General features: G+C 42.4%; 23 protein-coding genes. 6 read left to right on the top strand and 17 right to left on the bottom strand.

Features of this window, described 5'->3' with window-relative positions:
* Positions 1 to 17: 17 nt before the first annotated feature.
* The 4 genes from trxA to FLA_RS28200 all read right to left on the bottom strand — a co-directional run bounded on the left by trxA (position 18) and on the right by FLA_RS28200 (position 3,338).
* The gene (gene trxA / locus FLA_RS28215; RefSeq protein WP_076376655.1) at positions 18 to 314 is read right to left on the bottom strand and encodes a thioredoxin; all 297 of its coding nucleotides are present in this window, start codon (positions 312 to 314) and stop codon (positions 18 to 20) included.
* Between the two features lie 18 nt (positions 315 to 332).
* Positions 333 to 587 (bottom strand): hypothetical protein, encoded by a 255-nt coding sequence (locus tag FLA_RS28210; protein ID WP_076376653.1) that lies wholly within the window; start codon positions 585 to 587, stop codon positions 333 to 335.
* Positions 588 to 600: 13 nt separating this feature from the next.
* Complete coding sequence (locus FLA_RS28205) at positions 601 to 2,022, bottom strand: MBL fold metallo-hydrolase (protein ID WP_076376651.1); 1,422 nt, start codon at positions 2,020 to 2,022, stop codon at positions 601 to 603.
* A 125-nt stretch (positions 2,023 to 2,147) separates the two neighbouring features.
* On the bottom strand, positions 2,148 to 3,338 hold the full coding sequence (locus tag FLA_RS28200; RefSeq protein ID WP_076376649.1) for a PAS domain S-box protein: 1,191 nt from the start codon (positions 3,336 to 3,338) through the stop codon (positions 2,148 to 2,150).
* Positions 3,339 to 3,451: 113 nt separating this feature from the next.
* On the opposite strand from FLA_RS28200, the gene trmB reads away from it, so the two are divergent.
* From trmB to FLA_RS28170, 6 genes are read left to right on the top strand one after another with little or no spacing between them, the layout of a single operon-like run.
* Entirely contained in the window at positions 3,452 to 4,156 is a 705-nt protein-coding gene (trmB, locus tag FLA_RS28195; protein WP_076376647.1) for a tRNA (guanosine(46)-N7)-methyltransferase TrmB, read from the top strand.
* A complete protein-coding gene (locus FLA_RS28190; protein WP_076376645.1) occupies positions 4,137 to 4,355 on the top strand; it encodes a DUF5522 domain-containing protein in 219 nt (72 codons plus the stop codon). Before trmB ends, FLA_RS28190 begins: the two co-directional genes overlap by 20 nt.
* A 25-nt stretch (positions 4,356 to 4,380) precedes the next feature.
* On the top strand, positions 4,381 to 4,764 hold the full coding sequence (locus FLA_RS28185; protein WP_231940344.1) for an MGMT family protein: 384 nt from the start codon (positions 4,381 to 4,383) through the stop codon (positions 4,762 to 4,764).
* A gap of 5 nt (positions 4,765 to 4,769) precedes the next feature.
* Entirely contained in the window at positions 4,770 to 6,572 is a 1,803-nt protein-coding gene (locus tag FLA_RS28180) for a CocE/NonD family hydrolase (RefSeq protein WP_076376643.1), read from the top strand.
* Positions 6,573 to 6,577: 5 nt separating this feature from the next.
* Positions 6,578 to 8,047, top strand: a complete 1,470-nt coding sequence (locus FLA_RS28175; protein WP_076376641.1) for a M48 family metallopeptidase — start codon at positions 6,578 to 6,580, stop codon at positions 8,045 to 8,047.
* A gap of 7 nt (positions 8,048 to 8,054) precedes the next feature.
* The gene (locus FLA_RS28170) at positions 8,055 to 9,599 is read left to right on the top strand and encodes a DUF6770 family protein (RefSeq protein WP_076376639.1); all 1,545 of its coding nucleotides are present in this window, start codon (positions 8,055 to 8,057) and stop codon (positions 9,597 to 9,599) included.
* Positions 9,600 to 9,604: 5 nt separating this feature from the next.
* Here FLA_RS28170 and FLA_RS28165 read toward each other — a convergent pair whose 3' ends face one another.
* From FLA_RS28165 to FLA_RS28105, 13 genes are all read right to left on the bottom strand, one after another.
* Complete coding sequence (locus tag FLA_RS28165; protein WP_076376637.1) at positions 9,605 to 10,189, bottom strand: DUF420 domain-containing protein; 585 nt, start codon at positions 10,187 to 10,189, stop codon at positions 9,605 to 9,607.
* A 16-nt stretch (positions 10,190 to 10,205) separates the two neighbouring features.
* Entirely contained in the window at positions 10,206 to 11,012 is an 807-nt protein-coding gene (locus tag FLA_RS28160) for an SCO family protein (RefSeq protein ID WP_076376635.1), read from the bottom strand.
* A gap of 92 nt (positions 11,013 to 11,104) precedes the next feature.
* Complete coding sequence (locus FLA_RS28155; RefSeq protein ID WP_076376633.1) at positions 11,105 to 11,575, bottom strand: cytochrome C oxidase subunit IV family protein; 471 nt, start codon at positions 11,573 to 11,575, stop codon at positions 11,105 to 11,107.
* 30 nt (positions 11,576 to 11,605) lie between these two features.
* Positions 11,606 to 12,277, bottom strand: coding sequence for a cytochrome c oxidase subunit 3 (locus FLA_RS28150; protein ID WP_076376631.1), 672 nt, complete (start codon positions 12,275 to 12,277; stop codon positions 11,606 to 11,608).
* A gap of 33 nt (positions 12,278 to 12,310) precedes the next feature.
* Positions 12,311 to 12,892: a cytochrome c oxidase subunit 3 gene (locus FLA_RS28145; protein ID WP_076376629.1), complete on the bottom strand. Its 582-nt coding sequence runs from the start codon at positions 12,890 to 12,892 to the stop codon at positions 12,311 to 12,313.
* 27 nt (positions 12,893 to 12,919) lie between these two features.
* Positions 12,920 to 13,786 carry a heme o synthase gene (gene cyoE, locus FLA_RS28140; RefSeq protein ID WP_231940343.1) on the bottom strand — a complete coding sequence of 289 codons (867 nt, stop codon included), beginning with the start codon at positions 13,784 to 13,786 and terminating at the stop codon, positions 12,920 to 12,922.
* A 109-nt stretch (positions 13,787 to 13,895) separates the two neighbouring features.
* Positions 13,896 to 15,713 (bottom strand): cytochrome c oxidase subunit I, encoded by a 1,818-nt coding sequence (locus FLA_RS28135; protein ID WP_076376625.1) that lies wholly within the window; start codon positions 15,711 to 15,713, stop codon positions 13,896 to 13,898.
* 77 nt (positions 15,714 to 15,790) lie between these two features.
* The gene (locus FLA_RS28130) at positions 15,791 to 16,882 is read right to left on the bottom strand and encodes a cytochrome c oxidase subunit II (RefSeq protein WP_076376623.1); all 1,092 of its coding nucleotides are present in this window, start codon (positions 16,880 to 16,882) and stop codon (positions 15,791 to 15,793) included.
* Positions 16,883 to 16,937: 55 nt separating this feature from the next.
* Entirely contained in the window at positions 16,938 to 18,164 is a 1,227-nt protein-coding gene (locus FLA_RS28125; protein WP_076376621.1) for a quinol:cytochrome C oxidoreductase, read from the bottom strand.
* A 39-nt stretch (positions 18,165 to 18,203) separates the two neighbouring features.
* Positions 18,204 to 18,863, bottom strand: a complete 660-nt coding sequence (locus FLA_RS28120; RefSeq protein WP_076376619.1) for a c-type cytochrome — start codon at positions 18,861 to 18,863, stop codon at positions 18,204 to 18,206.
* Positions 18,864 to 18,883: 20 nt separating this feature from the next.
* Positions 18,884 to 19,474 carry a DUF3341 domain-containing protein gene (locus tag FLA_RS28115; RefSeq protein WP_076376617.1) on the bottom strand — a complete coding sequence of 197 codons (591 nt, stop codon included), beginning with the start codon at positions 19,472 to 19,474 and terminating at the stop codon, positions 18,884 to 18,886.
* Positions 19,475 to 19,534: 60 nt separating this feature from the next.
* Positions 19,535 to 20,974, bottom strand: coding sequence for an NrfD/PsrC family molybdoenzyme membrane anchor subunit (gene nrfD, locus FLA_RS28110; RefSeq protein ID WP_076376615.1), 1,440 nt, complete (start codon positions 20,972 to 20,974; stop codon positions 19,535 to 19,537).
* A 75-nt stretch (positions 20,975 to 21,049) separates the two neighbouring features.
* Positions 21,050 to 24,184 (bottom strand): TAT-variant-translocated molybdopterin oxidoreductase, encoded by a 3,135-nt coding sequence (locus FLA_RS28105; protein WP_076376613.1) that lies wholly within the window; start codon positions 24,182 to 24,184, stop codon positions 21,050 to 21,052.
* Between the last annotated feature and the right edge of the window lie 67 nt (positions 24,185 to 24,251).

Below are 24,251 nucleotides of genomic sequence, written 5' to 3'. Positions count from 1 at the left end.
GTCTATGTTCTTTGTACTCAGGCATGTTGCTTAATAATCTGCTCCAGGTTTCCTGCGGGCACCACACCACTCTGACGCCACTTGATTTGCCCTTTTTTAAACAGTATCAGGGTGGGAACACCCTGTACCTGGTAAGCATTGGCCGCTGCCGGGTTTTTATCAACATCTACCTTAATAATGGTAGCATTGTCGCCCACTTTGGCTTTTAATTCGTCCAGTATGGGTTTCATCATTTTGCAAGGGCCACACCACTCTGCAAAAAAATCTACCAGCACAGGTTTATCGCTATTGATAATTTCAGTGAACGTTGCCATATGGATTCTATTTTCAGGTTAACTTTTTACTTCTTCAAAAGTGATGTCGCTTTCCGCCTGTTTTTTCCGGGTAAAAGGGTTGGTGAAACAACCATTTACACTACTGCAGCCTACCGTGGTAAGTGCCTGGAACAATAAAAACAAAGCCGCCAGTGCCAGCACCAGATCGTGCAATACTATAGAAGCGACTAAAAAGAACGTGCCAAACACCAAACGCACCCAGCGCATAAAATGCCATCCCGAAAACAATACCCTTTGCCAACGTGCTTTCATTATCTGTTTGTTTTTATAACATAGAAACCGGCTTCACATAATCTGTCAGAGAAAACAGGTTGGTTTCTTTAATAGCCCCCATACCGCCTTTCACATCTATCAGATTATGGTAACCTCTTGCTTTTAAAATAGACACAAAGATCATAGAACGGTAACCGCCTGCACAATGCACATAGTAGGTTTTGTTTTTATCTACCTGATCCATCGTCTGGTTAATATAATCCAGCGGCAGATTTTTAGCTACCCTGATATGCTCTGCATCATATTCGTTTTTCTTCCTGATATCCAGAATATCCAGGTTATCGTTAGCTGCTTTTTTCACTGCGAAAAAGTCTTCCGCAGAAATAGTTTGTACGGTATCCAGTTCTTTTCCCGCATCTACCCATGCCTTAATACCACCTTCCAGGTAACCAATAGCATTGTCGTAACCTACGCGTGCTAAACGGTATACCGCTTCTTCTTCACGACCAAACTCAGTGATCAGTAAAATGGGTTGCTTCGTATCCTGGATAAGCGCACCTACCCATGGAGCAAAACTACCATCAATGCCAATGTTAACAGAATTAGGAATAAAACCTTCTGCAAACACAGAAGCTTTACGCGTATCCAGCAATAAAGCCTTGGTGCTGTTGGCCAGCGCTTCAAACTCTTCTGCACTGAAAGCACGTGAACCTTTCTTCACCACCTTGTCAATGCTTTCATAACCGGTTTTGTTCATCATTACGTTGATAGGGAAATAAGCTGGTGGAGGCATTAACCCGGTGGTTACTTCCTTTACAAACTCTTCTTCCGTCATATCAGCACGTAAAGCATAGTTCTGACTTTTCTGGTGACCCAGGGTATCAGAAGTTTCCTTGCTCATATTTTTGCCACAGGCACTACCTGCGCCATGCCCGGGATAAACTACAATATCATCACCCAATGGCATAATTTTATCGCGCAGGGAATGAAACAAAATCTTAGCCAGTTCGTCTTGCGTTTTGCCGGCAAATTTCTGTGCCAGGTCAGGGCGACCTACATCACCAATAAACAGGGTATCTCCTGAAAACAGGGCAATATCTTTACCATTTTTATCTGTCAACAGGTAACACGCACTTTCCATAGTATGACCAGGTGTATGTAATAAGGTAAAAGTTACTTCGCCTACCTGGAATTTTTCGCCATCGTAACCCACATGCGCATCAAAAGCAGGTTGCGCAGTAGGTCCAAACACCACGGTTGCACCGGTTTGCTTAGCCAGATCAACGTGACCTGAAACGAAATCGGCGTGGAAATGGGTTTCAAAAATATACTTGATCTTACCCTCGTTACCTAAGGCACGCAGGGTGTAAGGTTTTGTTTCACGTAAAGGGTCTATAATAGCTATCTCACTTCCACTCTGGATGTAGTATGCACCATGGGCCAGACAGCCGGTGTAAATTTGTTCAATTTTCATGTTCGGGTATTTAACGGATTCTTCTAGTGATTATCTTTTCCAAAGTTCCTGTATAAGAGGTATCCGTTTGGTGACATTTGTTACATTTCTCTCAAAAGCAATGTTATTTTTTAGGTGCGGGGCGGTTAGCTAATGCCAGCTGTCTTTTTTACAATGCCTTTTACTACCTGGTCCAGCTGATCGCAGGCCCGTTGCATCAGCAATACATGCTTTTTCACTTCCTCGTCATTCACATCTTTTTCGCTTTCCACTTCCGATTCAATAATGGAAGCCAGGCCCATAATATTGGTTAAAGGCTGGCGTAATTCGTGTGATTGTATCCAGGCAATTTCACGTAGCTGGGTAAGCTGGCGCGACATCAGATCTTCCGTTTTTTTACGGTCGCTTATATTCCGCGAAATACATCCCACCCCAATTACCTGGTCGTGTACATCATAAATGGGGTTGAGTGATATGTCCAGGCAAATTTCTTCGCCGGTAGAAGGAATTTCGTACTTATCTTCTTTGCGCACGCTTTCTCCTTTCATAGCCATTTTGATGTTCTTCAGCCATTCTTCACCAAACATTTTAATAGGAAGTTCGTACAATGAAATAGGAGTATATAACCGGTGTGCACCCGGGAAAGAATTATTATATAATGCTTCAAAAGCGGCATTAATGGTAACCAGGTTCATATCAATGTCTACCATAAAAATGATATCCGAAGTGCTGTCTATCAACGACTTTAGCTTTTTTTCGGTAGAACGTATGGCATTTCTGGCCTTTAGTTGCTCGTCCACATCGGTAATTACTATCATACGTGCCCTCCGGTTTCGGAAATCGGTAGCATGCGAAGTAATGCTGGCGTAGAATTCCTGGCCGGAACGGGTAACCTGTTTCCATACACCACTTTCTGAAATAGGTTTATTGACCACATTGCGGATAAAATCCAGCGCCTGCAACCGCTCATCTACTGTGCAAATATCCATTACCTGTAGCCTTTCCAGGTCTCTTTCGTCATATTCATACCGCTTTAAGAATGCCTCATTGGCCTTGAGGATATAAAGTGTTTCTATATCGTAAATAACAATAGGATGCGGGCTGCCTTCAAACAAACGCCGGTAATCCAGCTCACGCCGTAAAATGCGGCGGTAACTGCTAACCCCCACCACATAAAATATAAGTGCAGTAATTAGTGCAAACAGTAAACCCTTTACCGTTTGAAAATACGCCCACCCAGCCGTATCCACACCTCGCAAGGCCAGATCGGTAACAACAATCCAGGTGCAGGCAGCCAGGAAGTATATAATAGCTACGCGTAAAGGGAGCCTTTTCATGGGGCACAAGTAATTTACATGACAAACATTGTGTTACAAAAAAAGTGCAAATATTACCCTGTAACCCACTGTGTATAAAATGAACAGGTTTTAGTGACTTATCTTTGTCCCCTATGGGCCAAAAGAAATTAATCAGGTTTAATGAGATAAAAACCTTTGACAATGTGCTGGAGTACCCGGAAAATATGAAGGGTAAATGGCATGAGTTTTTTAATAATAATCAACCGCTTACGCTGGAATTGGCTTGCGGAAAAGGTGAATATGCCGTGGGTTTGGGCCGGATGTACCCACAGCGCAATTTTATTGGAATAGACGTAAAAGGCAACCGTATATGGCGTGGCGCTAAAACCGCATTACACGATGGACTGAAAAATGTAGCATTTGTGCGCTCACAGATGGATAAAGTAGATCAGTATTTTGAAACAGGAGAAGTGGCAGAAATATGGATCACCTTCCCCGACCCGCAGCTGCGCCTGTCACGTATTAAGAAAAGATTGACCCACCCCAAGTTTTTACGCCTGTACCAGCAGTTTCTGGCACCGGGCGGAGTGGTGCATTTAAAAACAGATAGCCCCAACTTATACGAATTTACCAAAGCAGTAATTAACCTGTATGGATTGGAGCTGCTGGCCGACGATAACGACGTGTATCGTAACGGTAACTATACAGACGAACTGAAAATTAAAACACATTACGAAGGACTGGATATTGCACAGAGTAATCGCATACATTACCTGAAATTCCGTTTGAATGTAGTATTAGCAGAAGAAAAAGACGAGATACTGAAAAGCATGTTTCATGAGTCAGAAGCTGATTGAGGATGTTGACTTCTACTTTAATGAAGAAGGACTGATGGTGTTAACAAGCACCTTTCATTTGAAGAGAGGTGTTTGTTGCGGCAACGGTTGTTTACATTGCCCCTATGAATATGAAAAGGTGCCCGAGCCAAAGCGCAGCCAGCTGTTGTTACAACGTGCCCGCAATAGCAACCCCGCCACCAACTCCGGTACAGAATAAACACTTTATCGGTTATCTTTAAAGAGTGAAAAAAGCTATTAACTCAGACAAGGCGGCAAAACCGGAACAGAAGCCTAAACAATATTCCTTTTTTGAAAATGTATGGGCCGTTGTACGGCAAATACCCAAAGGGCGGGTTACTTCGTATGGAGCCATAGCACGCTACCTGGGTACAGGCCTGAGTGCACGCATGGTAGGCTGGGCATTGTTCAGCGCCGAATATGCTAAACCTAAAATTCCGGCACACCGTGTGGTGAACAGGAATGGTATGTTAACTGCCAAAGTGCATTTTAAACCGCCATCCTCTATGCAGGAAAAGCTGGAAAAGGAAGGGTTAATAGTAGAAAATGACACGATTAAAAATTTTAAAGAACGATACTGGGATCCCACTACAGAACTAACATTATAACCTGTATGAAAAAAATGACAGCGATTGTTGCAGCAGTAATGATGCACCTGTTTACCGCCTGTGCACAAGGCAAGGATGAGTATACCAAACTGGAAAAGATGATTCCCATGCGGGATGGCGTGAAACTATATACCGCCGTTTATATTCCTAAAGAAACCGGTACAGAGCCTTATCCTATACTCATGCACCGCACTCCGTATTCCTGCGCACCCTATGGCGACAAAATACCCCGCCGGTTTGGCCCGGGTAATTTGTTTAGCAAGGAAAAATACATTTACGTGTACCAGGATGTACGCGGCCGGTACATGAGTGAAGGTAAGTTTCAGGAAATGACGCCTGCTATTGACAAAAAGAAAAGTAACAAAGAGGTAGATGAAAGCAGCGACACCTATGATACCATAGAGTGGTTGTTACATAATGTGAACAACAACAATGGCAAAGTAGGCATCTATGGAATTTCATATCCCGGCTTTTATGCTACCGCATCTTTACCTGGTGCACACCCGGCTATTAAAGCGGTTTCGCCACAGGCTCCGGTTACGGATGAATTTGAAGGTGATGACGCTAACCACCGTGGCGCTTTTTTCCTGCTGGATAACTTTAGCTTTTTAAATTACTTCGATTATCCACGGGGCGATACCACCTGGCAGGACTATCCTTCGGTTTGTGATACTTTAAAAATAAAACCGGATGCCTATACCTTTTACCTTGGCATAGGCCCCATTAAAAACCTGGACAAGCTATACTTCCACGGAAAAAGTGTTATCTGGAATGAATACCTGGAGCATAGCACCAAAGATGCCTACTGGCAGGCCCGTAACATACGCACCCATTTAAATAATATACAACCTGCTGTGCTGGTGGTAGGCGGCTGGTTTGATGCAGAAGATATGTTTGGCGCTTTAAAAACCTATGAGGCTATTGAAAAGCAAAGCCCCAACAATAACAACCGCCTGGTAATGGGCCCATGGACACATGGTGCGTGGGCACGCGGTGACTGGAAGAAGTTTGGCGGGTATGATTTTGATATCAATGTGAATGAGAAGTACCAGCAATTGGAATATAACTTCTTCACCTGGTACCTGAAAGGTAAAGGCAGTTTTAACGAAGCGGAAGCCACGGTGTTTGTAACCGGCAGCAACGAATGGAAAGGTTTTGAACAATGGCCACCCAAAGCTGCTACTGCACAAAAATGGTACTTGGGTGCAGACCACCAGTTAAATACTACACCTTATGCCGCTAATACTTCTTACGACGCTTATGTATCCGACCCCGCCAACCCGGTGCCTTACATAGACCGTAAATCAAGTGGCAGAATAAACGAGTATATGACAGCCGATCAAACCTTTGCTGCTGAGCGTAAAGATGTATTGCATTACAAGGGTATGGTCCTGCCACAGGATCTTACTGTTTGCGGACATGTAACTGCACAGTTGTATGCAAGCACTACTGGTACTGATGCCGATTTTGTAGTGAAACTGATAGATGTTTTGCCCGATGGTAAACAGCAACTGGTAAGGGCAGAAGTGATACGTGGTAAATTCAGGAACAGCTTTGTAAAACCAGAAGCTTTTGTACCCAATAAAGTAACCCCTGTTACCCTGGAGCTGAACGATGTAGCCCATACCTTTAAAGCAGGCCATCAATTAATGGTGCAGGTACAAAGCAGCTGGTTTCCATTGGTAGATAGGAACCCCCAGAAGTTTGTAAACATACCGGAAGCCAATGCTTCAGATTTTCAGAAGGCCACTATCAAATTGTATCACGATAAAAAATATCCATCCAATATAGAAATTGATATACTTTAGCAATTATGCAAACCCTTAACCCTTCCAACTTTCGGAATATTATTCCGGGACTGTTGTTATTGTTATTGACAAGCAATACAAAAGCCCAGACCAATATCCCTTATGTGCCTTTAAAGGACGATTCCATTGCAGGTGTAAACCTGGTAAAGCAGGTAGAGCAACGCTATAAACAGGATGTGAATACCCTGAAAGGCAGTAACAAAAAATCTATAGCCGACCTTTATGAATATCGTCTTACGGAGGTAAAATCAATGACCTCACATAAAGAGGTGATTACTGATGCGTCCGTACAGCAATACCTGCAATCGCTTACTTCCCTTATTATCAACGCCAACAGCCAGCTTTCAGGAATCAGCACCCGGTTTTATTTTTCTCGCTCGGCTGTGCCCAATGCCTTTAGCATGGGCGATGGCACTATTATCTTTAACGTGGGACTGTTTACCAAATTGAACAGTGAAGCCGAAGTAGCTTTTGTGTTATGCCACGAGTTAGCCCATCTGTATCTGAATCATAGCAACAATCGTATTGAGCAGTATGTAAATACCATGTACTCGAAAGACATGCAAAAAGAACTGCGCAAAATTCAGAGTTCGGAATACAGGCAAAACGCACAGCTAAAATCCTTATCAGAAAAATTCTCTTTCAACAGTAGCAGGCATAGCCGCGATCATGAATCGGAAGCTGATTCTATGGGGGTGGTGTTTTTAAGAAATACCCGCTTTAATACTTATGCCACCGTTTCTGCCCTGGGCATACTGGATACGATAGATGTAGAAACATTTAACACTAATGCCTTCTTACAACAGACATTTACCTCTAAAGCATACCCCTTTCAAACTAAGTGGTTGGAAAAAGAAGAAGGCTTGTTAGGTGGCCATGCCACACTGGAAACCAATAAAAAGCTGGAAGATTCTTTAAAAACACACCCCGACTGTCAGTTACGTATAAAAGCCATCACTTCCATGGTAGTGCCAACTGGTGCAGATGGCAGACAAGACTTCCTGGTAAATGCCGGGGAGTTTACCCGCTTGAAAAAAAGCTTTGCATACGAAATAGTAGATCATTATTATAACAGCAGTAATCTTTCCGGCTGTTTTTACTTTGCCGTGCAAATGCTGCAGAAAAATGTAAACGACCCCTATGTTGTGGCCATTATAGGTAAGTTGTTCAGCCGCATGTATACTTTACAAAAAGCCCATAAGCTCGGTTCTTATACCCAACAGCCTGCCCCATATTACAGCAGCAATTATAATAACCTGCTACAGTTTATTCAAAACCTGTATCTCGAAGATATGGCTGCTATCAACTATCACTTTTTACAGCAGTACGAAAAACAGGGACCTTTGTTATCCTATGAAGATTTTGTATATGCCCTTACTATGAGCAAACAACAAAACGATAATCCCGAAGAACTTTCCTATTGGAAGAACTATTATAACAAGTCATTTTCTCCTAAAAAATACAGTTTCAACTAAACCATTTATGAAACAAACAATCATTGCTGCATTTTTTTGCATGCTGGCAGGCATAGGCTTGTGCCAGAACAAATTAAGTATTGACAACGTAAGATCTGTTTACCTGCGAAACTCAGGAACTATTAAAGATGGCGACCAGATTAAAGGTTACTACCTGTTTTATCAAAGTGATAAAGTAGATAAAAAAACCAATGAGTACACCCTGCAGATACTGGATCAGAACCTGAACAAGGTAAAAGATGTGGTGTTTGAAGACTCTAAAAAAGTAGAGCTGCTGGAAGCCTCTTATAACGGTGAACAGCTGGGCTTTTTATTTAAGAACGGAGATACCAAAACACTGGACATGAAAATTTACGACATGACCGGTAAAATGATGGCCAGCTTTTCTAACGAAATAGACAAAAAGGCAGAAAGACGCCTGGCATTGGCTTACGCCGTGGTAAACAACGATGAAAACACGAACAAAAATATGTTCGGCTTAAAAGGGCAGGGATTTGTGACAGTGTTTCCGGTAAAAGAAGATGGTCACTTCACATACCACCTGGAATTTTACTTAGCCAACAGAAAGCAGTTTAGCTTTACATCAGAAGATGAAGAGAAGTTTTCGGTAGCAAGCTACCTCGGATCAACAGACAGCCTGCTATTACTGGAAGTAATTAAAAAAAGACCCGGATTATCTTCCAACATTGTAGCTATTAACCTTTACACCCATAAAAAGCAGTTTGAGATAAGTACCAAAGGCAATGAAAACCCATTTGTACCTGTTAACATGACTGTGCAAAAAGGAACAGGTAACCTGATTATTATGGGCGCTTATTACGAGCCTGATGCTAACATTATCAAAGACAATAGCCAGGGTATTGGTGTATATGTGTACAGCACAGAAGGCAAGCTGGTAAACAAAAGCCAGAACTCTTTCACAGGTGAATTAAGCAAGTACTTTAATGTGAGAAGTAATGGTAAAATTGAAGATATCGGTTATCTCTATTTCCACGACATTATACAGGCTGCTGATGGTAAAGTGTTTGCTGTAGCTGAAGGTTATAAGCGTGTGGCAGATGCGTTAGGTATTGGTTTAAATGTACTAAGTATGGGTAGCCGAAGTGGCGGAGGTTATGCAGGTTATACCAAAATGAAGGTTACCGACCTGGTAATGCTGGAATTAAACACAGATTATAAAATTATAAATGCAAAGATTTACGAGAAAAATTCCAACTCTTATCCAACCCCATACGCCGATTACAACAGCCAGCATGCACTTGCTCTGATTATGAAAGCGGATGGTGCTTTTGATTATGAGTTTACGTTGAGTAATGCAGATAAATCTTCTTTCTCTGTTTGTTACAACGACTATGAAAGAAGCAAGGATTTCAAAGGCAATGTATTTCACTCTATCCGCTATAACGGAAAAAGCTTTAGCACCGATCAGATTAATCTCGGTACTAAAGCCACTTCTATGAAAGTGCAGCCTGCAAAACAAGGCTACGTAACTATTCTGGAATATTACAAAAAGGACAAACGCATTGACTTAAGAATGGAAAAACTAAACTAATTCCATTACCTGTAATAAGGACTTATCATAGCATATACGATAGGTCCTGTTGCAGCTACATAAAACCATAATGGCCAGGTATACCTGGCTATTTTTTTATGTGCCGGAAACTCGGCGGTTAAACCCCTGTAAGCAGTGAACAGTATAAAAGGTAATATTACCGCGGCCAGGAACACGTGCGTACTGAGAATAATGAAATACACCATGCGCATACCACCAACAGCAGCCTTTTCTGCATCACTTACCAAACCATCATGATCTGCATCGCCAAAGCGAGCTTCACCTGCAAACAGTTTGTGTGTGATATAAGAAACCAGGAAGGCGATGGATAACACCAATGCTACCATCATAATTTTTTTGTGGGCTATAAACCTGCCTTGCTTCACCGCTACCAGGGCGGCTACTAAAAGCACCGCTACCATAGCGTTTACTACTGCGTTAAACAACGCAAACACATGTACATTAAACCCTAATTGTACGTTCAACTGTATTTTACCCAATGCCACCACAACTGCAAACACCACAACCGAAAATATACCAATAAGCCAACCGGCCTTTTTATCATTCTTCTGTAAACTAGCCTGTAACATGATTATACTTTAAAAATTATGCTTTATTCTTTTTAGAAACAACCGTTAACACCACCACTACCACTACTACCGAAATAATAAGAAACACCAGCATTAACAAAGGATCGAAAGGTAATTTGCCAGGGTGCATACTATCTTTTTCCAGCATCAGTACCCCAATGTCGCGGGCCAGCTTGCGTAGGGAAACAGAATCTAACCCGTTGTAATAACCGCGTACATAGTGGTCTTTGTCAATCAATACAAAACGGCTGGTGTGCACAAAATCCGGGTCAATAGGCTCGGTACTGAACTTATCTACTTTCAGTTCTTCAAAGGCAAAGCGGTAAATGCTGTCTTTAGGTCCGGTAAGCATCCACCAGTTATCATGGTTTACGCCAAAGTGGTCAGCGTAATTTTTAAGGCGGGTAACAGAATCACGTTCCGGATCAACCGTAAACGACATAAACTGTACAACGGAGGTATCTATCTTATTCCTGGCTTCACCGCCTTTATTAAAGGAGCGTTGCATTTTAAGCATATTGCTGGTAAGAGTAGGACAAATGCTGCCGCAGCTGGTAAAAAAGAAATCAGCTACGATTACCTTACCCGGTACATCGTATAAACCTACCGTATCGCCCAGCTGGTTTACCAGGTGGATATTTTTGGTAACATGCCAGATACTGTCTGTTATTTCCTTTCCACTTTCTACCCGGGTAATAGTAGTATCCAGCAGCATGCGACGAGGCACAATTACCGCATCAGTGCTGGCATATTTCATTATCAGGTAACTTACCACCGGAATCATTATGGCAATACATAGTGCCAGTAGCGCTTTCTTATTCATTCTCTTCTTCCTGTAGGTTTAAAAAAACACATCCCGCTGTTACCGGCGGGATGGTTTAAAAGATAGTAAACACTAATGTATTTGCTAATATCTTAATGCAGCTCACCGGTTTTTTCTTCACCAGCAGCGTGTTCTTTCTCGTGAGATTCGTGTTCTTTCACTTCCATTTTCATCTTAGACCTTTCCACATAAGCCTTGTCGTACTTATTTCTCAGGTTGTTATAAGAATGGCCATCAGCAAGGAATGCGATGATAAACCAGATGAACAGGAAAAGAGGAACAACAATCGTCATCAGGAAGTTGCGGATTTCATGTTTTAAGTGCATGAAATAGCCAACGATATAAGTGGCTTTCCACATCATCATAATGATGATTAAAGTTTTCAGAAAGCTTCTGAAAGCACCTTCTTCTATTTTAGCACTGTACATATAATAACCAACAATCAATTCCAAAATGGTTAAAACAGACAGGTAAAGCGTAATTTTTTTAACCTCTTTCTTTCCAGCTTCCGCATCGTGGTGAACGTGCCCTTCGTGATGTAATACTTCTGATGTATGTTCCATTACAATAAGATTATGAATTCGTTTTTAAATTTAGATCAGATAGAAACAGGTAAATACGAATACCCATACTAAGTCTACAAAGTGCCAGTATAAACCAGCTTTTTCTATCATCAGGTAATGACCTCTTTTCTCGAATTTATCATTCAGGGTCATAATCAGCATTACAATGTTGATAACCACACCAGACAATACGTGGAAACCGTGGAAACCAGTAATAGTGAAGAAGAAGTTAGTGAAGTTAGGGCTGCTTAAAGTGCCATCATGGTTAGGGAAAGGATTGCTACCCCACCATGCGCCTTCGTGGAACAGGTGTGTCCATTCCCAGGCCTGACAGCTTAAGAAAGCTAAGCCACCTATAATAGTCCAGATCAGGTTTTTAACTACCGCCTGTTTTCTCATTTCCTGGCCAGCTTTCACTGCCAGTACCATGGTAACAGAGCTTACGATCAGGATAAAAGTCATTAAACTTACAAACAACAATGGATAACCAGCGCCCAATCCAGGAAATGAATTAAACACGTGGTTAGGGTCAGGCCATCCGTTAGTGGCAAAACGGGTAGTACCATAAGCAATCAGGAATGCACCAAATGTAAAGGCATCACTCATCAGGAAGTACCACATCATCACCTTGCCGTACTCCACGTTAAAAGGGCTTCTTCCGCCCGCCCAGTATTTGGGTTTTGTTGTAGCTGTCGTTGCCATTGTAATTAAGGAAATTTCGTTCGCAAATTTAATCTATCCAATCCAGTTAAAAAATACAAATAAGTATATCCAGAGTATGTCAACAAAGTGCCAGTAAGTAGCCACGATTTCCACCGGTGTGCTCGCGTACTGTTTGTTTTTCACACTATAAGCCCTAAAGAATATCACCAGTATAGCCACTACACCACCTAATACGTGTAAAGCATGCAATCCGCCGATAATACCCAGGAAGGAAGAAGACGGGTTGCTGTTTTCATACAGCATAGGCACCTCGTGGTTTACCTGTAAAAAGCCAACCAGTTGTAAACCGGCAAATAATAAACCTAATACCGCGGTAATAGTGATCAGTAAACGGTAGCGCGCCATTTCTCTTGCTTTAAAAGCCTTTAAGGCAAGGTGAATAGTACCGCTGCTGATTAAAATAACCACCGTAGCTATCCAGAAAGTCACAGGCAGATCGAACTCAATCCATTTGCTCTGTGCTCTTTTCACCACATAGGCACTGGTTAAACCAGCAAACATCATAATAATGCTGCCCATGGCTACCCACAAGGTAAACTTGTGAGGGTGTATTCTTTTTTTCTGTGTATCCGTGTCTGTACTCACCGCACTCATATACATCACTTCAAAAATTTAATACCGTTAATGATGAATTTTGTCTGCCAGTAAAGCCAGTAATACCAGCGGCAGATATATATAGCTGCTGAACATTACCCGGCGTGCCGACTTAATATCCATTGCTATAAACAACCGCACACATTGCATTACCAGGAAACCATTTAATACCAGCACTATCCAGAAACTCACAATACCTGTTAACCCAAAATAATAAGGCAGCATACAAACAGGGATCATCAACACCGCATACATCACACATTGAACAGCTGTAAACTTAGTGGGTCCCTTATCAGCAGGTAATAATTTAAAACCTGCTTTACTGTAATCTCCATGCGCCACCCAGGCTATTGCCCAGAAATGCGGAAACTGCCATAAAAACTGGATGCCGAATAAAGCCCAGCCACCTGCTCCAAAATCGTCGTTACCCGCTACCCAGCCAATTAAGCAAGGTAAAGCTCCCGGAACAGCGCCCACCAGAACGGCGATAGAACTGATTTTTTTAACCGGGGTGTAAATAAAAGCATACAGGAACAAACTAAACAGGGAAACCAATGCAGAAGACAGGTTAAAGAAGTGATACATCATAAACACTCCTACCAGGCCGGCAATCAGTGCAAACGTGTAAGCTTCTTTTACCGACATACGACCGCTGGCCACTGGCCTGTCTGCCGTACGTTTCATTACTGCATCCGTATCTTTTTCCACTGCCTGGTTAATGGCGTTGGCACTACCTGTTACCAGCATACCGGCAACAAATAACAGGATAATCTGAATCCAGTCGTACTCCACTACTTTAGGCGCCAGTAAATAACAAATCACGCAGGAAAAAACCACTGTAAAGCTCAGTGTAAACTTTATCAGCTGCTTGTAGTCCTGAAGTTTGCTCTTCAAACTAAACGTGTTATGTATCTCTGCCGTCATCAAGTTCCTTCTTCGCTTTAAAAGTGATGCCCTGATTTCTCAGGGCATCAGACATATTAGTTAAAATAAACTGTAGTTATTAGTGTGCCGACTCATCATCGCCAACAGGTACTGTTTGCGGAATGAAATCATGACCATCCTTACCGTAATCGTAAGCCCAACGGTGAACTTCAGGAATTTCTCCAGCCCAGTTACCGTGACCAGGATTGATAGGTGTAGTCCACTCCAGGGTGTTAGAACCCCATGGATTGGTAGTAGTAACCTTTCTTCCTTTGAAAATAGAATAAAAGAAATTAAACAGGAAGAAGAACTGTGCAGCAAATACAATGATTACTACAGTACTGATAAATCTGTTCAGTTCAATAAACTGTTTAAAGCTTTCCCAAACACCGTAATCGTAGTAACGACGTGGCATGCCGGCTAAACCTTCGTAGTGCATAGGCCAGAAAATCAGGTAAGCACCAACAAGGGTAATCCAGAAGTGGATATAAGCCAATGTGTTGTTCAGGTAGCGGCCATACATTTTAGGATACCAGTGGTAAACACCGGCAAACATACCAAACATAGACGCTACACCCATTACTATGTGGAAGTGGGCAATTACAAAGTAAGTATCGTGCAGGTGAATATCCAGTGCAGAGTTACCTAACCAGATACCAGTTAAACCACCTGAGATAAATAAGCTTACAAAACCGATGGCGAACATCATACCAGGAGTAAACCTGATATTACCACGCCATAACGTTGTTAACCAGTTGAACACTTTAATAGCAGAAGGCACCGCAATTAACAAGGTCAGTAATACGAATATAGAACCGAGGAATGGATTCAATCCGGTTACGAACATGTGGTGTGCCCATACTAAGAAGGCCAGAACCGCGATAGCAAACATTGATCCCACCATTGCCATATAACCGAAGATAGGTTTGCGTGCGTTGGTAGATAATACCTCTGACGCCATACCCATAGCAGGTAACAGGATGATATATACTTCGGGGTGACCCAGGAACCAGAACAAGTGCTGATAAAGGATGGCACTACCACCTTCGTTAGGCAACGCAGTGTTGGTAGTAGCAATAAAGATATCAGACAGGTAGAAGCTGGTACCGAAGTTACGGTCGAATATCAGCAGGATAAAACCTGAGAATAATACAGGGAAAGATAATACACCCAGAACAGCGGTGAAGAACAATGCCCAGATAGTTAATGGCAACCTGGTCATGCTCATACCTTTGGTACGCATGTTAAGGATAGTAGCAATATAGTTCAAACCAGCCAACAGCTGAGATACCACAAACAGGGCCATCGCTGTTAACCATAAATCCATACCGGTTTTAGAACCTGGTGAAGCATCGCCTAACGCACTTAACGGAGGATAAGCTGTCCAACCACCACTGAATGGACCGGTTTCAACAAATACAGATGAAAGCATTACGATACTGGCAATGAAGAAAAACCAGTAGCTAAGCATGTTCATTAAAGGAGAAGCCATATCCCTTGCACCAATCTGCAACGGAATAAGAAAGTTAGAGAACGTACCACTTAAGCCTGCTGTTAATACAAAGAATACCAGAACGGTACCGTGTGTAGTAACCAGTGCATAATAAGCTTCAGCGCTAATACGACCACCTTTAGCCCATTTACCCAGGATATCTTCTAACCATGGAAAAGTAGAATCGGGGTAGCCCAATTGCAAACGGAATAAAACAGACATTAAACCACCAAGCACAGCCCAAACCATCCCTGTTATCAGGAATTGTTTTGCAATCATTTTGTGATCCATGCTGAAAACGTACTTGGAGATAAATGTCTCATGGTGATGCCCGTGATGTTCATCATGATGAGCATCATGCCCGGAAACACCCACGTTTGCATGCAGAACAGCTTCGTTACTCATATCAAACTCTTTATTGGACTATATAACTTATTCTAAAATTTTGTTTCAATGACATTACGTCAACACTAATTACTAAACTAGTGAGCCAGCGCCACTTTTTTAGTGCTGTCTACAACAGGTGTAGTGGCAGCGGCAGCTGGTGCGTTGCTAGGATCCTTATCAGGATTAGCCACCAGGTAGTTAGGTTTTTGTTTTGCCATCCAAACATCAAACTCTTCCTGCGTTACTACTTCAATGATCCCTTTCATAGAGTAGTGTCCGTTACCACACATCTGGTCGCAGCTTATCTCGTAGATAAAGTCAGGGTTACCTGTCTTCTCTTTCATTTCTTTGGTAGTGTACTTAGGAGTAAACCACAAAGTAGTGGGTGTACCTGGTACAGCATCCATTTTCATACGAAACTGAGGTAAACCTACGTCATGGATTACGTCTCTTGAACCAATGATCAGTTGAACCGGCTTGCCTTTTACACAATACATAGTTTGAGACTGAACGATATCATCGTTGTTAGCAGGATCAGCTTTCATATTAAATTTCTCCTGATCAGCCCAAACCTGACCCAGTGGGTTATTGTTTGCGTCGTCAATTACACGGAAATATTTTTTACCGAATTCGTTGTCTTTACCTGCATAACGGAATATCCAGCCAAACTGTTTACCTGTTACTTCCACACGCAGTGAATTGGCAGGAGCATCACTGGTAAAAGTAAACCAGTTACGTAAACCAATTACTACCAGAATAGTAAGAGTGATAGCTGGAACAACTGTCCAGATCAACTCCATGGTGTTGTTATGAGGGAAGAAGAAAACCTTGCGTTTTGGATTTTCCTGATACTTATAGGCAAATACAAACAATACTATTTGTGTGGCTACAAATACGAAACCTGTAATCCATAAGGTAACAATTAACATGGAATCTACCTTCTCACCTTGTTCGCTGGCGCTACCTACAGGCAATAAAGTTTTAGGATATAAAGCCTTGTTGCACAGGTAAACACCTATTAAGCCCAGCACAAGAAAAGCCACCATCAGGAAACCGTTAATCTTATTGCTTTGCGCACGGGATTTTTCTTCACCCTTCAACACAGATACGTACTCACTGGCTTTAGCAATCTGGAAGATCACCAGGAAAACCAGTACTATCACTGCGATGGTAAAAAACATTGACATAATCTCTTATTCTAGTTATTTTCTAAATCAATTATCTTCTGCTATTCCTCCAATCTTACGTATGGTGGATGATACTTTCTTTCAGGAAAGGATGGTATTTCGCAACCAGTGGTTTGGAAGCCAGCGCCCTGCCTACAAAGAATATAATCATACCAACAAAGAATGCAGCAATACCGAAATCCAGCCAGCCTAAGGTAACATGTTCTTTAGAAAGGCTACCCATTACCATTTGATAAAAATCAACCCAGTGACCGAATATGATTAATACCGCCATAAAGGTAATCAGCGTATAGTTTCTTTTTGCACCGCGTTTCATCAAAATCAGGATAGGACAAATAAAGTTGATGATCAGGTTCAGGAAGAAGATGCCTTTGTAAGCACCCTGAACACGGTGTTTGTAATAAATAGTTTCTTCAGGAATGTTTGCGTACCAGATAAGCATATACTGAGAGAACCACAGATATGTCCAGAAAATAGAGAAGGCAAACATGAACTTACCAATATCGTGCAGGTGTTCCTGGTTAGTGTATTCCAGGTAACCTTTATTTTTCATGTAAATAACAAACAAGGCAACCAGTGACATACCAGAAACAAAAGAGCTTGCGAAAGTATACCAGCTATACATGGTGCTATACCAGTGTGCATCAATACTCATCATCCACAACCAGGGGATAGTAGAACCTACCGTTAAAGCAAACCATACAATAAACAAGGCAGCAGAAACTGTGTTTCTCCAGATAAAACGCTGGCCTTCTTCACCGTTCATAGCTCTTTCATCTGCTTCAGAGCTTAATTTACGCATTCTTGCACCTAATAAACTCCAGCCACCAATAGCCAAAATAGTCCAGGTGATGTAGAATGTTGGGTTTAAGAAGCCTTTTTTACCGTTCAAGATAACATCACCCGATACCGCTTCTTTATCCAGCCAGTGGTAAATATGATGATTACCGGTTAAAACAACATAAAGTAAAATAACTAAGCTTATAACTCCGAAGATCGGAACCAAGGTAGAAATAGCCTCTGGTATACGACGGAATACCATTTGCCAGCCACCCAAAGCCAAAGTAGTAGCGCAAATGAAAAACATGCTTGCATTACATACCAGCATAAAGAATATGCTGTTGTACATGAGAGTACCTATGAATTCAACTTTTTCATGTTCGTTGCCCATGCCTTTGGTAACCAATCCTATAATGAAAGACAGTAAACCTATAGCGATCAGGGCTATCGACCATGTTTTCATTTTACCCGGAATCTCAAATTGCGCTCTGATAGATGCCATTGTATATCTTTTATCTCTGGTTAAATGATTTGCTCTTGTTTATTTCTTAGCAGTGGTGGTGCTATCCTGAGCAGCTGCTGGTGCAGCGGCAGGAGCAGAACCGCCTTTTGCTTCAGCTTGTTTTGCTTTAATGTAATGAATAATGCTCCAGCGCTGTTTGCGGCTTAATTGAGAAGCGTAACTTCCCATCAGGTTTTTACCGTATTGTACAGAGTAAAACATCTGGCCTTCAGGCATTGCTTCATACTTAGCGTCACCTACCAGGGTAGCAGGTTTAGCAGGATATGGACCATCACCACCTTTATACAGAGGACCATTGCCATCCAGTTTAGGACCATGACATATAGCACAGTTGATCAGGTATAAACGCTCTGCATTTTTCATTTCAGTTTCGTTCAAAGCCGCAACCGGGTTAGGTATTGATTTTGAAGCAAAATAGTTTGCAGTATCGCCAGCTTTGTCTTTTGCCAGTGAAAAAGGCATTTCTTCTCCACGTGCAACAGTACCGTCTACTGGTCTGTTATTATAGTTAATTCCTTTTTCTGCAAGGTTACTGTGATCGGCGTACGTTTCGTAAGCACGGCTGTAAGCCATATCAGGCATATACACACTTCCTGGCTTACGCTTAGCAGAATCACTGCAGCTAACAATTGTAACACCTGCTGCTGCCAGAACAAATATGATTGATAATTTTTTCATCTTACTTAAGTTCTATTCTTTTATGCAACTGTAGCTGTCGGTTCAGTAATTAATTGTTGATCCTCATCGTAACGGCCGTACCACCATCCATCTTCAGCAACCTGAACGTTCACTTCTTCAGCGCCGGTGCTTTTTAAGAAGGCTTGTAGCTCGTCAACATTTGTTTTGCTGGTACATTCAATAGCCATGATGAACAGGTCATCAGTAGCGCGGGCGTGGAAGTGATGCTTCTTTACAAAAGGTGCCAGCTGACACAGGAAGCAGAAAGTAAGTACCATACCTACTGCCGCAAATAATACCGTTAACTCAAAAGTAATAGGTACCCATGCCGGTAAAGCAAAGTGAGGTTTACCACCAATGTTTAAAGGCCAGTCTTTCGTAAATACCCATGAAATGCAGCTAAGGGCAGTAGTAGTACCGGTGATACCATATATGAAACCTGCAGTGTGCAGGCTGGTTTCCCGCATACCCAGCGCATGATCTAAACCATGCACAGGAAAAGGCGTATACACATCTTGTATTTTATAGCCTGCAGTACGTACCTTCTTTACCGCAGGAAACAATACCGCCTCATCGCTAAAAGCCCCAACAACAAATGTCTTTTTTGCCATAATATTTTGATTCAAAAGTCAAAAACCAAAAGTCTTTCTACTTTCTAATTTCTAATTCAATTAATGTGCGTACTCGTGAACAAACTCATCCACTTCCATTGTTTCTTCCTTGGTAACTTCTGCCTTATAGTTGTCACCGGTGGTTTTCAATACGTACTTGATTTCCGCGATGGCGATTACAGGGAAGTATTTCGCAAACAGGAAGAAGCAGGTAAAGAATAAACCGAATGTACCGGCGTAGAAGCCCATTTCCCAGGTAGAAGGACTGTAGTATACAGACCAGCTGGATGGTAAGTAATCGCGATACAGGGAAGTAACGATGATTACAAAACGTTCGAACCACATACCGATGTTAACGATGATACTCATGAAGAAGGTAACAAACAGGTTTCTTCTCATTTTCTTGCTCCAGAAAATCTGAGGGCTGATTACGTTACAAGCCATCATACCCCAGTAGCTCCAGCCATAAGGGCTGAACAGGTTGGCACGGCTGTACCAGAATGTGTAACCCTCGTATTTGTTCTGGCTATACCAACCCATGAATAACTCGGTTAAGTAAGCACAACCTACGATAGAACCGGTTAATACAATTACCTTGTTCATCGCTTCGATGTGACCCAGGGTAATATAATCTTCCAGTACAAAGATTTTACGTAACATCAACATCAGCGTTTGCACCATGGCGAAACCGGAGAATACCGCACCCGCTACGAAGTAGGGAGGGAAGATGGTAGTGTGCCAGCCAGGGATAACTGAAGTTGCGAAGTCAAAAGATACAATGGTGTGTACAGACAGTACCAGTGGAGTAGATAAACCCGCCAGTACCAGAGATAAACTCTCGTGACGCTGCCAGTGTTTAGTACTACCGGTCCAGCCGAAAGAAGCTACACCATATAATAACTTGCGTAATTTAGTTTTAGCGCGGTCACGAACTGTAGCGAAGTCAGGAATCAGACCTGAGTACCAGAACAGCAGTGATACGGTAAAGTAAGTAGAGATCGCGAACACGTCCCACAACAACGGAGAGTTGAAGTTAGTCCATAAAGGACCGCGGGTGTTAGGATAAGGCAGTACGAAGAACGCCATCCATACACGACCCATGTGGAAGATAGGGAACTGGCCTGCGCACATTACCGCGAAGATGGTCATCGCTTCTGCCGCACGGTTTACACCGGTTCTCCAACCCTGACGGAATAACAACAGGATCGCTGAGATCAAAGTACCGGCATGACCGATACCTACCCACCATACGAAGTTGGTGATATCCCATCCCCAACCCACGGTTTTGTTCAGGTTCCACTGGCCAATACCGTAAGTAACCTCCCTGTATACACTATATACACCAAACATCAGCAGACATACTGCGATGAAAAAACCAACATACCATAATTTGGTTGGCTTAGCTTCAATAGGGCGACAAATATCCTCAGTCACCTGGTGATAATCTTTATTACCAGTTACCAGTGGTTCCCTTAGCTGTGATTCGTACTTAAGATGCATTTGGTATGGTTTAGATCCGGGCTAACCCGGCTTTAACTTTAAATTCTTATTTCGCCTTCAATTTCCTTTTATCAATTAACCGTGATGAGCGGGAGCTTCTGCTTTTTCAGCTTTCTCTGCTTTATGAGCTTTATGCTCGCCGGCACGTTCATCAGAATTACGCACTTTAGCCAGGTAATTTACGTTAGGCAGTACATGAATTTGCTCTAACGCATAGTATAAGCGGTTAGGGTTTTCAGTACGAGCCTTGTAAATATCGCTTTCTTTATCGTTTACGTTACCGAAAACAAAGCAATCGCTAGGACAAGCTGATTTACAAGCCACATCCAGATCAGAATCTTTCAGCGGTCTGCCTTCTTTCTTAGCTTTCAGTTTGCCATCCTGTAAACGTTGTACGCAGAATGAACATTTTTCAATCACACCACGTGAACGAACTGTAACGTCTGGGTTCAGTACCATTCTGGTTAAGTCGTCGTTCATGTTCAGAACCACTTCATCCAGTTCACCAGTCTGGTTGTCCGGGAAGCTGTCAGAACCTGTGTAATCAGCCCAGTTGAAGCGACGAACCTTGAAAGGACAGTTGTTAGCGCAATAACGGGTACCAATACAACGGTTGTAGGTCATTTGGTTTAAACCTTCAGAGCTGTGGTTGGTAGCAGCTACCGGACAAACGTTTTCACAAGGAGCGTTGTCGCAATGCTGACACATCATTGGCATAAACACTACATCCGGATTATCAACATCACCACTGTAGTAACGGTCAATACGTAACCAATGCATATCGTGATAACGCATTGCTTCTGATTTACCTACAACAGGAATGTTGTTTTCGATGTTACAAGCCACTACGCACGCACCGCAACCGGTACAAGCGTTCAGGTCTATGCTCATACCCCACTTAATACCTGGACGGTCGTAAGTTGGATAGATGGTTCCTTTTTCTTCGTAATGTTCTAAACCACCCCATGGTTTCAGTTCTTCTTCCCTTTCTTCACGGATTTGTCCGGGATCGGCCAGGAAAGCAGACAGTGGTAATTCTTTTACAACTTCGGTACGTACACCTTGTGATGTATCGTAACGGTTGTGTGTTTGTGTTAAGGCTACATCGTATGTTTCACCTTTTACCACTTCAATTTTTACGTCAGCTGCAGTGTAATCTACAGTAGCGCCTTTTAAAGCAGCCAGGATGAAAGCGTTTTGACCAACACCTTTGGCAGCCTTACCTACTTTTTCAGAACGTCCGTAACCTACAGCGATACCGATGGTATCAGCCTGGGTACCAGGAATGATCAAGGCAGGTAATTGTATAGTTTTACCGTTAACGGTAACTTTTACTACTTTTTTAGCAGGACGTGTTTCGTAAGCATCCGCCTGACCATTGTTGTTCAGATCGATGTCTAACAGCGTTCTTGCCATAGCAGGAGAAACGATAACATAGTTATCCCACACTGCACGGGTGATTGGATCTGGTAATTCCTGCAGGAATGGGTTACTGGCACCCTGGCCTTCACCGATACCTACTTTTTGATATAATACCAGTTCAACACCTTTCTTAGGAGCGCTTACTGCAGAGATAGCAGCAGTGGCAGCACCAGCGTTAAACGTAGCAGCTGTAGCAGCAGCTTCAGTTGGGTTGATAACACCATCTTGTAAAGCCTTGTCCCATGCTGTTTCGTTACCCAGTTTAGCAATCCAGTATTGTTTTACCAGACCCAGGTAATCAGTAGTAGCACCACTCCATTTTAACAGGCTGTCCTGCCACTGGCGTGTTTTGAATAATGGGAAAATAGTAGGCTGTATCAGAGAGAAGTAACCAGTTTTTGGTTCTGCATCACCCCAGCTTTCCAGGTAGTGATGATCAGGAACAACAATCTTACATAAAGTTGTTGTTTCATCTTCTTTCGCGTTGAAAGAGATGGTAGTGGTTACTTTTTGTAAACCGCTTTTGAATTTGTCAGCAGCAAACCAGCTGTAAGCAGGGTTTGCACCGTGAATCAATAACGCTCCAACTTTGCCGGCATTCATATCTTCTACTAATGCTGCAAATTCAGAATCGATACCCTGACGGTTATTTAAAGTAGCAGACCAGTCGATGGTTTTACCACCAGCCTGTAACGCTTCGTTGATAGCGTTTACTACAATCTGAACATTTACATCGTTGCTGGCACATACTACTAAAGCCTGGCCTTTGTTGGCAGCCAGTTCTTTGGCAGTTTTAGTAATGCCTTCGTTTAATTTTGCGTCAAAACCGCTTACAGCCTGACCATTGATCGCATTCAGTAAGGCTACTGCAATAGCACCCCATTCTGAAGGACGACAAAGGATTCTTTCGTCAGCAGCTGCACCAGTAGAGCTTAACACACTTTCAAACTGGAAGTGCTTGCTCATGCTTGGGTTTTTCTCGTCTATTCTTCTGTTGGGTGCATATTGTTTTGCAAACTCAGCAGGAGATAACCAGGTTGCTAAGAAATCAGCTCCGATAGAAGCGATTACTTTAGCATTATCGAAACGGTAAGAAGGAATTGCCTTTTTACCATAAGTAGCTTCGTTAGCAAGTAAGATACCGCTGTAAGAAACCGCATCGTAAGTAACTTGACGGCTACCTGGATATTTAGCTAAGAACTGGGCAATTACTTCTTTAGTAGTAGGAGATACAATTGAAGTAGTTAAGATAACAACAGGAGCGCCACCCAGGTTGCTTAAACCGCTGGCAACTGCTTTATCTGCTGCATCGAAGGTTACTTCTTTGCCGTTGATAGTTGGGAAACGTAAACGTGCTGTATCATACAGGTCTAACACAGAAGCTTCCGCTCTGGCAGTTGTACAACCTTTATATAAAGGACTAAGATCGTTACCTTCTATTTTGATGGGACGGCCGTCTCTTACTCTTGCCAGAACACTCAACACATCACCATCCTGCACATAGGTAGTAGCATAATAATTAGCTACACCAGGTACAATATCTTCTGGTTTATTGGCAAAGGGGATTGCTTTTTTAACAGGTATCTCACAGCTCGCAGCTACCGCAGCAGCGGCAGTGCTAAAGCCCAAATATTTCAGAAAATCTCTTCTGGGAGTAGCTGTCTCAAGGAAGCCTTTGCTATCGGATTCGAAAGGAAGTTGTTCCTGGAACTCATCTTTACCAGATTGCTGAAATGCTTCTGATTCATTCAGCTCACCAAAACTTTGCCAGTACTTTTTCTGCTCCATTATATCTATTTGATAATATTCGATAATTGGTAAAACGGGTCTCTTTGATCTTTATACGATCGGGATA

This window comes from Filimonas lacunae (assembly GCF_002355595.1).
Classification (GTDB): Bacteria; Bacteroidota; Bacteroidia; order Chitinophagales; family Chitinophagaceae; genus Filimonas; species Filimonas lacunae.
This window is presented reverse-complemented; position numbering and strand designations above follow the sequence as displayed.

Bases quoted from the DNA above. Each gene is read 5' to 3' on its own strand.
- FLA_RS28160 (WP_076376635.1), bottom strand. From the start codon at position 11,012: ATGAATAAGAAAGCGCTACTGGCACTATGTATTGCCATAATGATTCCG.
- FLA_RS28130 (WP_076376623.1), bottom strand. From the start codon at position 16,882: ATGTCAATGTTTTTTACCATCGCAGTGATAGTACTGGTTTTCCTGGTG.
- trmB (WP_076376647.1), top strand. From the start codon at position 3,452: ATGGGCCAAAAGAAATTAATCAGGTTTAATGAGATAAAAACCTTTGAC.
- FLA_RS28125 (WP_076376621.1), bottom strand. From the start codon at position 18,164: ATGGCATCTATCAGAGCGCAATTTGAGATTCCGGGTAAAATGAAAACA.
- FLA_RS28150 (WP_076376631.1), bottom strand. From the start codon at position 12,277: ATGGCAACGACAGCTACAACAAAACCCAAATACTGGGCGGGCGGAAGA.
- FLA_RS28170 (WP_076376639.1), top strand. From the start codon at position 8,055: ATGAAACAAACAATCATTGCTGCATTTTTTTGCATGCTGGCAGGCATA.
- FLA_RS28200 (WP_076376649.1), bottom strand. From the start codon at position 3,338: ATGAAAAGGCTCCCTTTACGCGTAGCTATTATATACTTCCTGGCTGCC.
- nrfD (WP_076376615.1), bottom strand. From the start codon at position 20,974: ATGCATCTTAAGTACGAATCACAGCTAAGGGAACCACTGGTAACTGGT.
- FLA_RS28120 (WP_076376619.1), bottom strand. From the start codon at position 18,863: ATGAAAAAATTATCAATCATATTTGTTCTGGCAGCAGCAGGTGTTACA.
- FLA_RS28190 (WP_076376645.1), top strand. From the start codon at position 4,137: ATGAGTCAGAAGCTGATTGAGGATGTTGACTTCTACTTTAATGAAGAA.
- FLA_RS28205 (WP_076376651.1), bottom strand. From the start codon at position 2,022: ATGAAAATTGAACAAATTTACACCGGCTGTCTGGCCCATGGTGCATAC.
- FLA_RS28155 (WP_076376633.1), bottom strand. From the start codon at position 11,575: ATGGAACATACATCAGAAGTATTACATCACGAAGGGCACGTTCACCAC.
- FLA_RS28175 (WP_076376641.1), top strand. From the start codon at position 6,578: ATGCAAACCCTTAACCCTTCCAACTTTCGGAATATTATTCCGGGACTG.
- FLA_RS28165 (WP_076376637.1), bottom strand. From the start codon at position 10,189: ATGTTACAGGCTAGTTTACAGAAGAATGATAAAAAGGCCGGTTGGCTT.
- FLA_RS28135 (WP_076376625.1), bottom strand. From the start codon at position 15,713: ATGAGTAACGAAGCTGTTCTGCATGCAAACGTGGGTGTTTCCGGGCAT.
- FLA_RS28210 (WP_076376653.1), bottom strand. From the start codon at position 587: ATGAAAGCACGTTGGCAAAGGGTATTGTTTTCGGGATGGCATTTTATG.
- trxA (WP_076376655.1), bottom strand. From the start codon at position 314: ATGGCAACGTTCACTGAAATTATCAATAGCGATAAACCTGTGCTGGTA.
- FLA_RS28105 (WP_076376613.1), bottom strand. From the start codon at position 24,184: ATGGAGCAGAAAAAGTACTGGCAAAGTTTTGGTGAGCTGAATGAATCA.
- FLA_RS28115 (WP_076376617.1), bottom strand. From the start codon at position 19,474: ATGGCAAAAAAGACATTTGTTGTTGGGGCTTTTAGCGATGAGGCGGTA.
- FLA_RS28180 (WP_076376643.1), top strand. From the start codon at position 4,770: ATGAAAAAAATGACAGCGATTGTTGCAGCAGTAATGATGCACCTGTTT.
- FLA_RS28145 (WP_076376629.1), bottom strand. From the start codon at position 12,892: ATGAGTGCGGTGAGTACAGACACGGATACACAGAAAAAAAGAATACAC.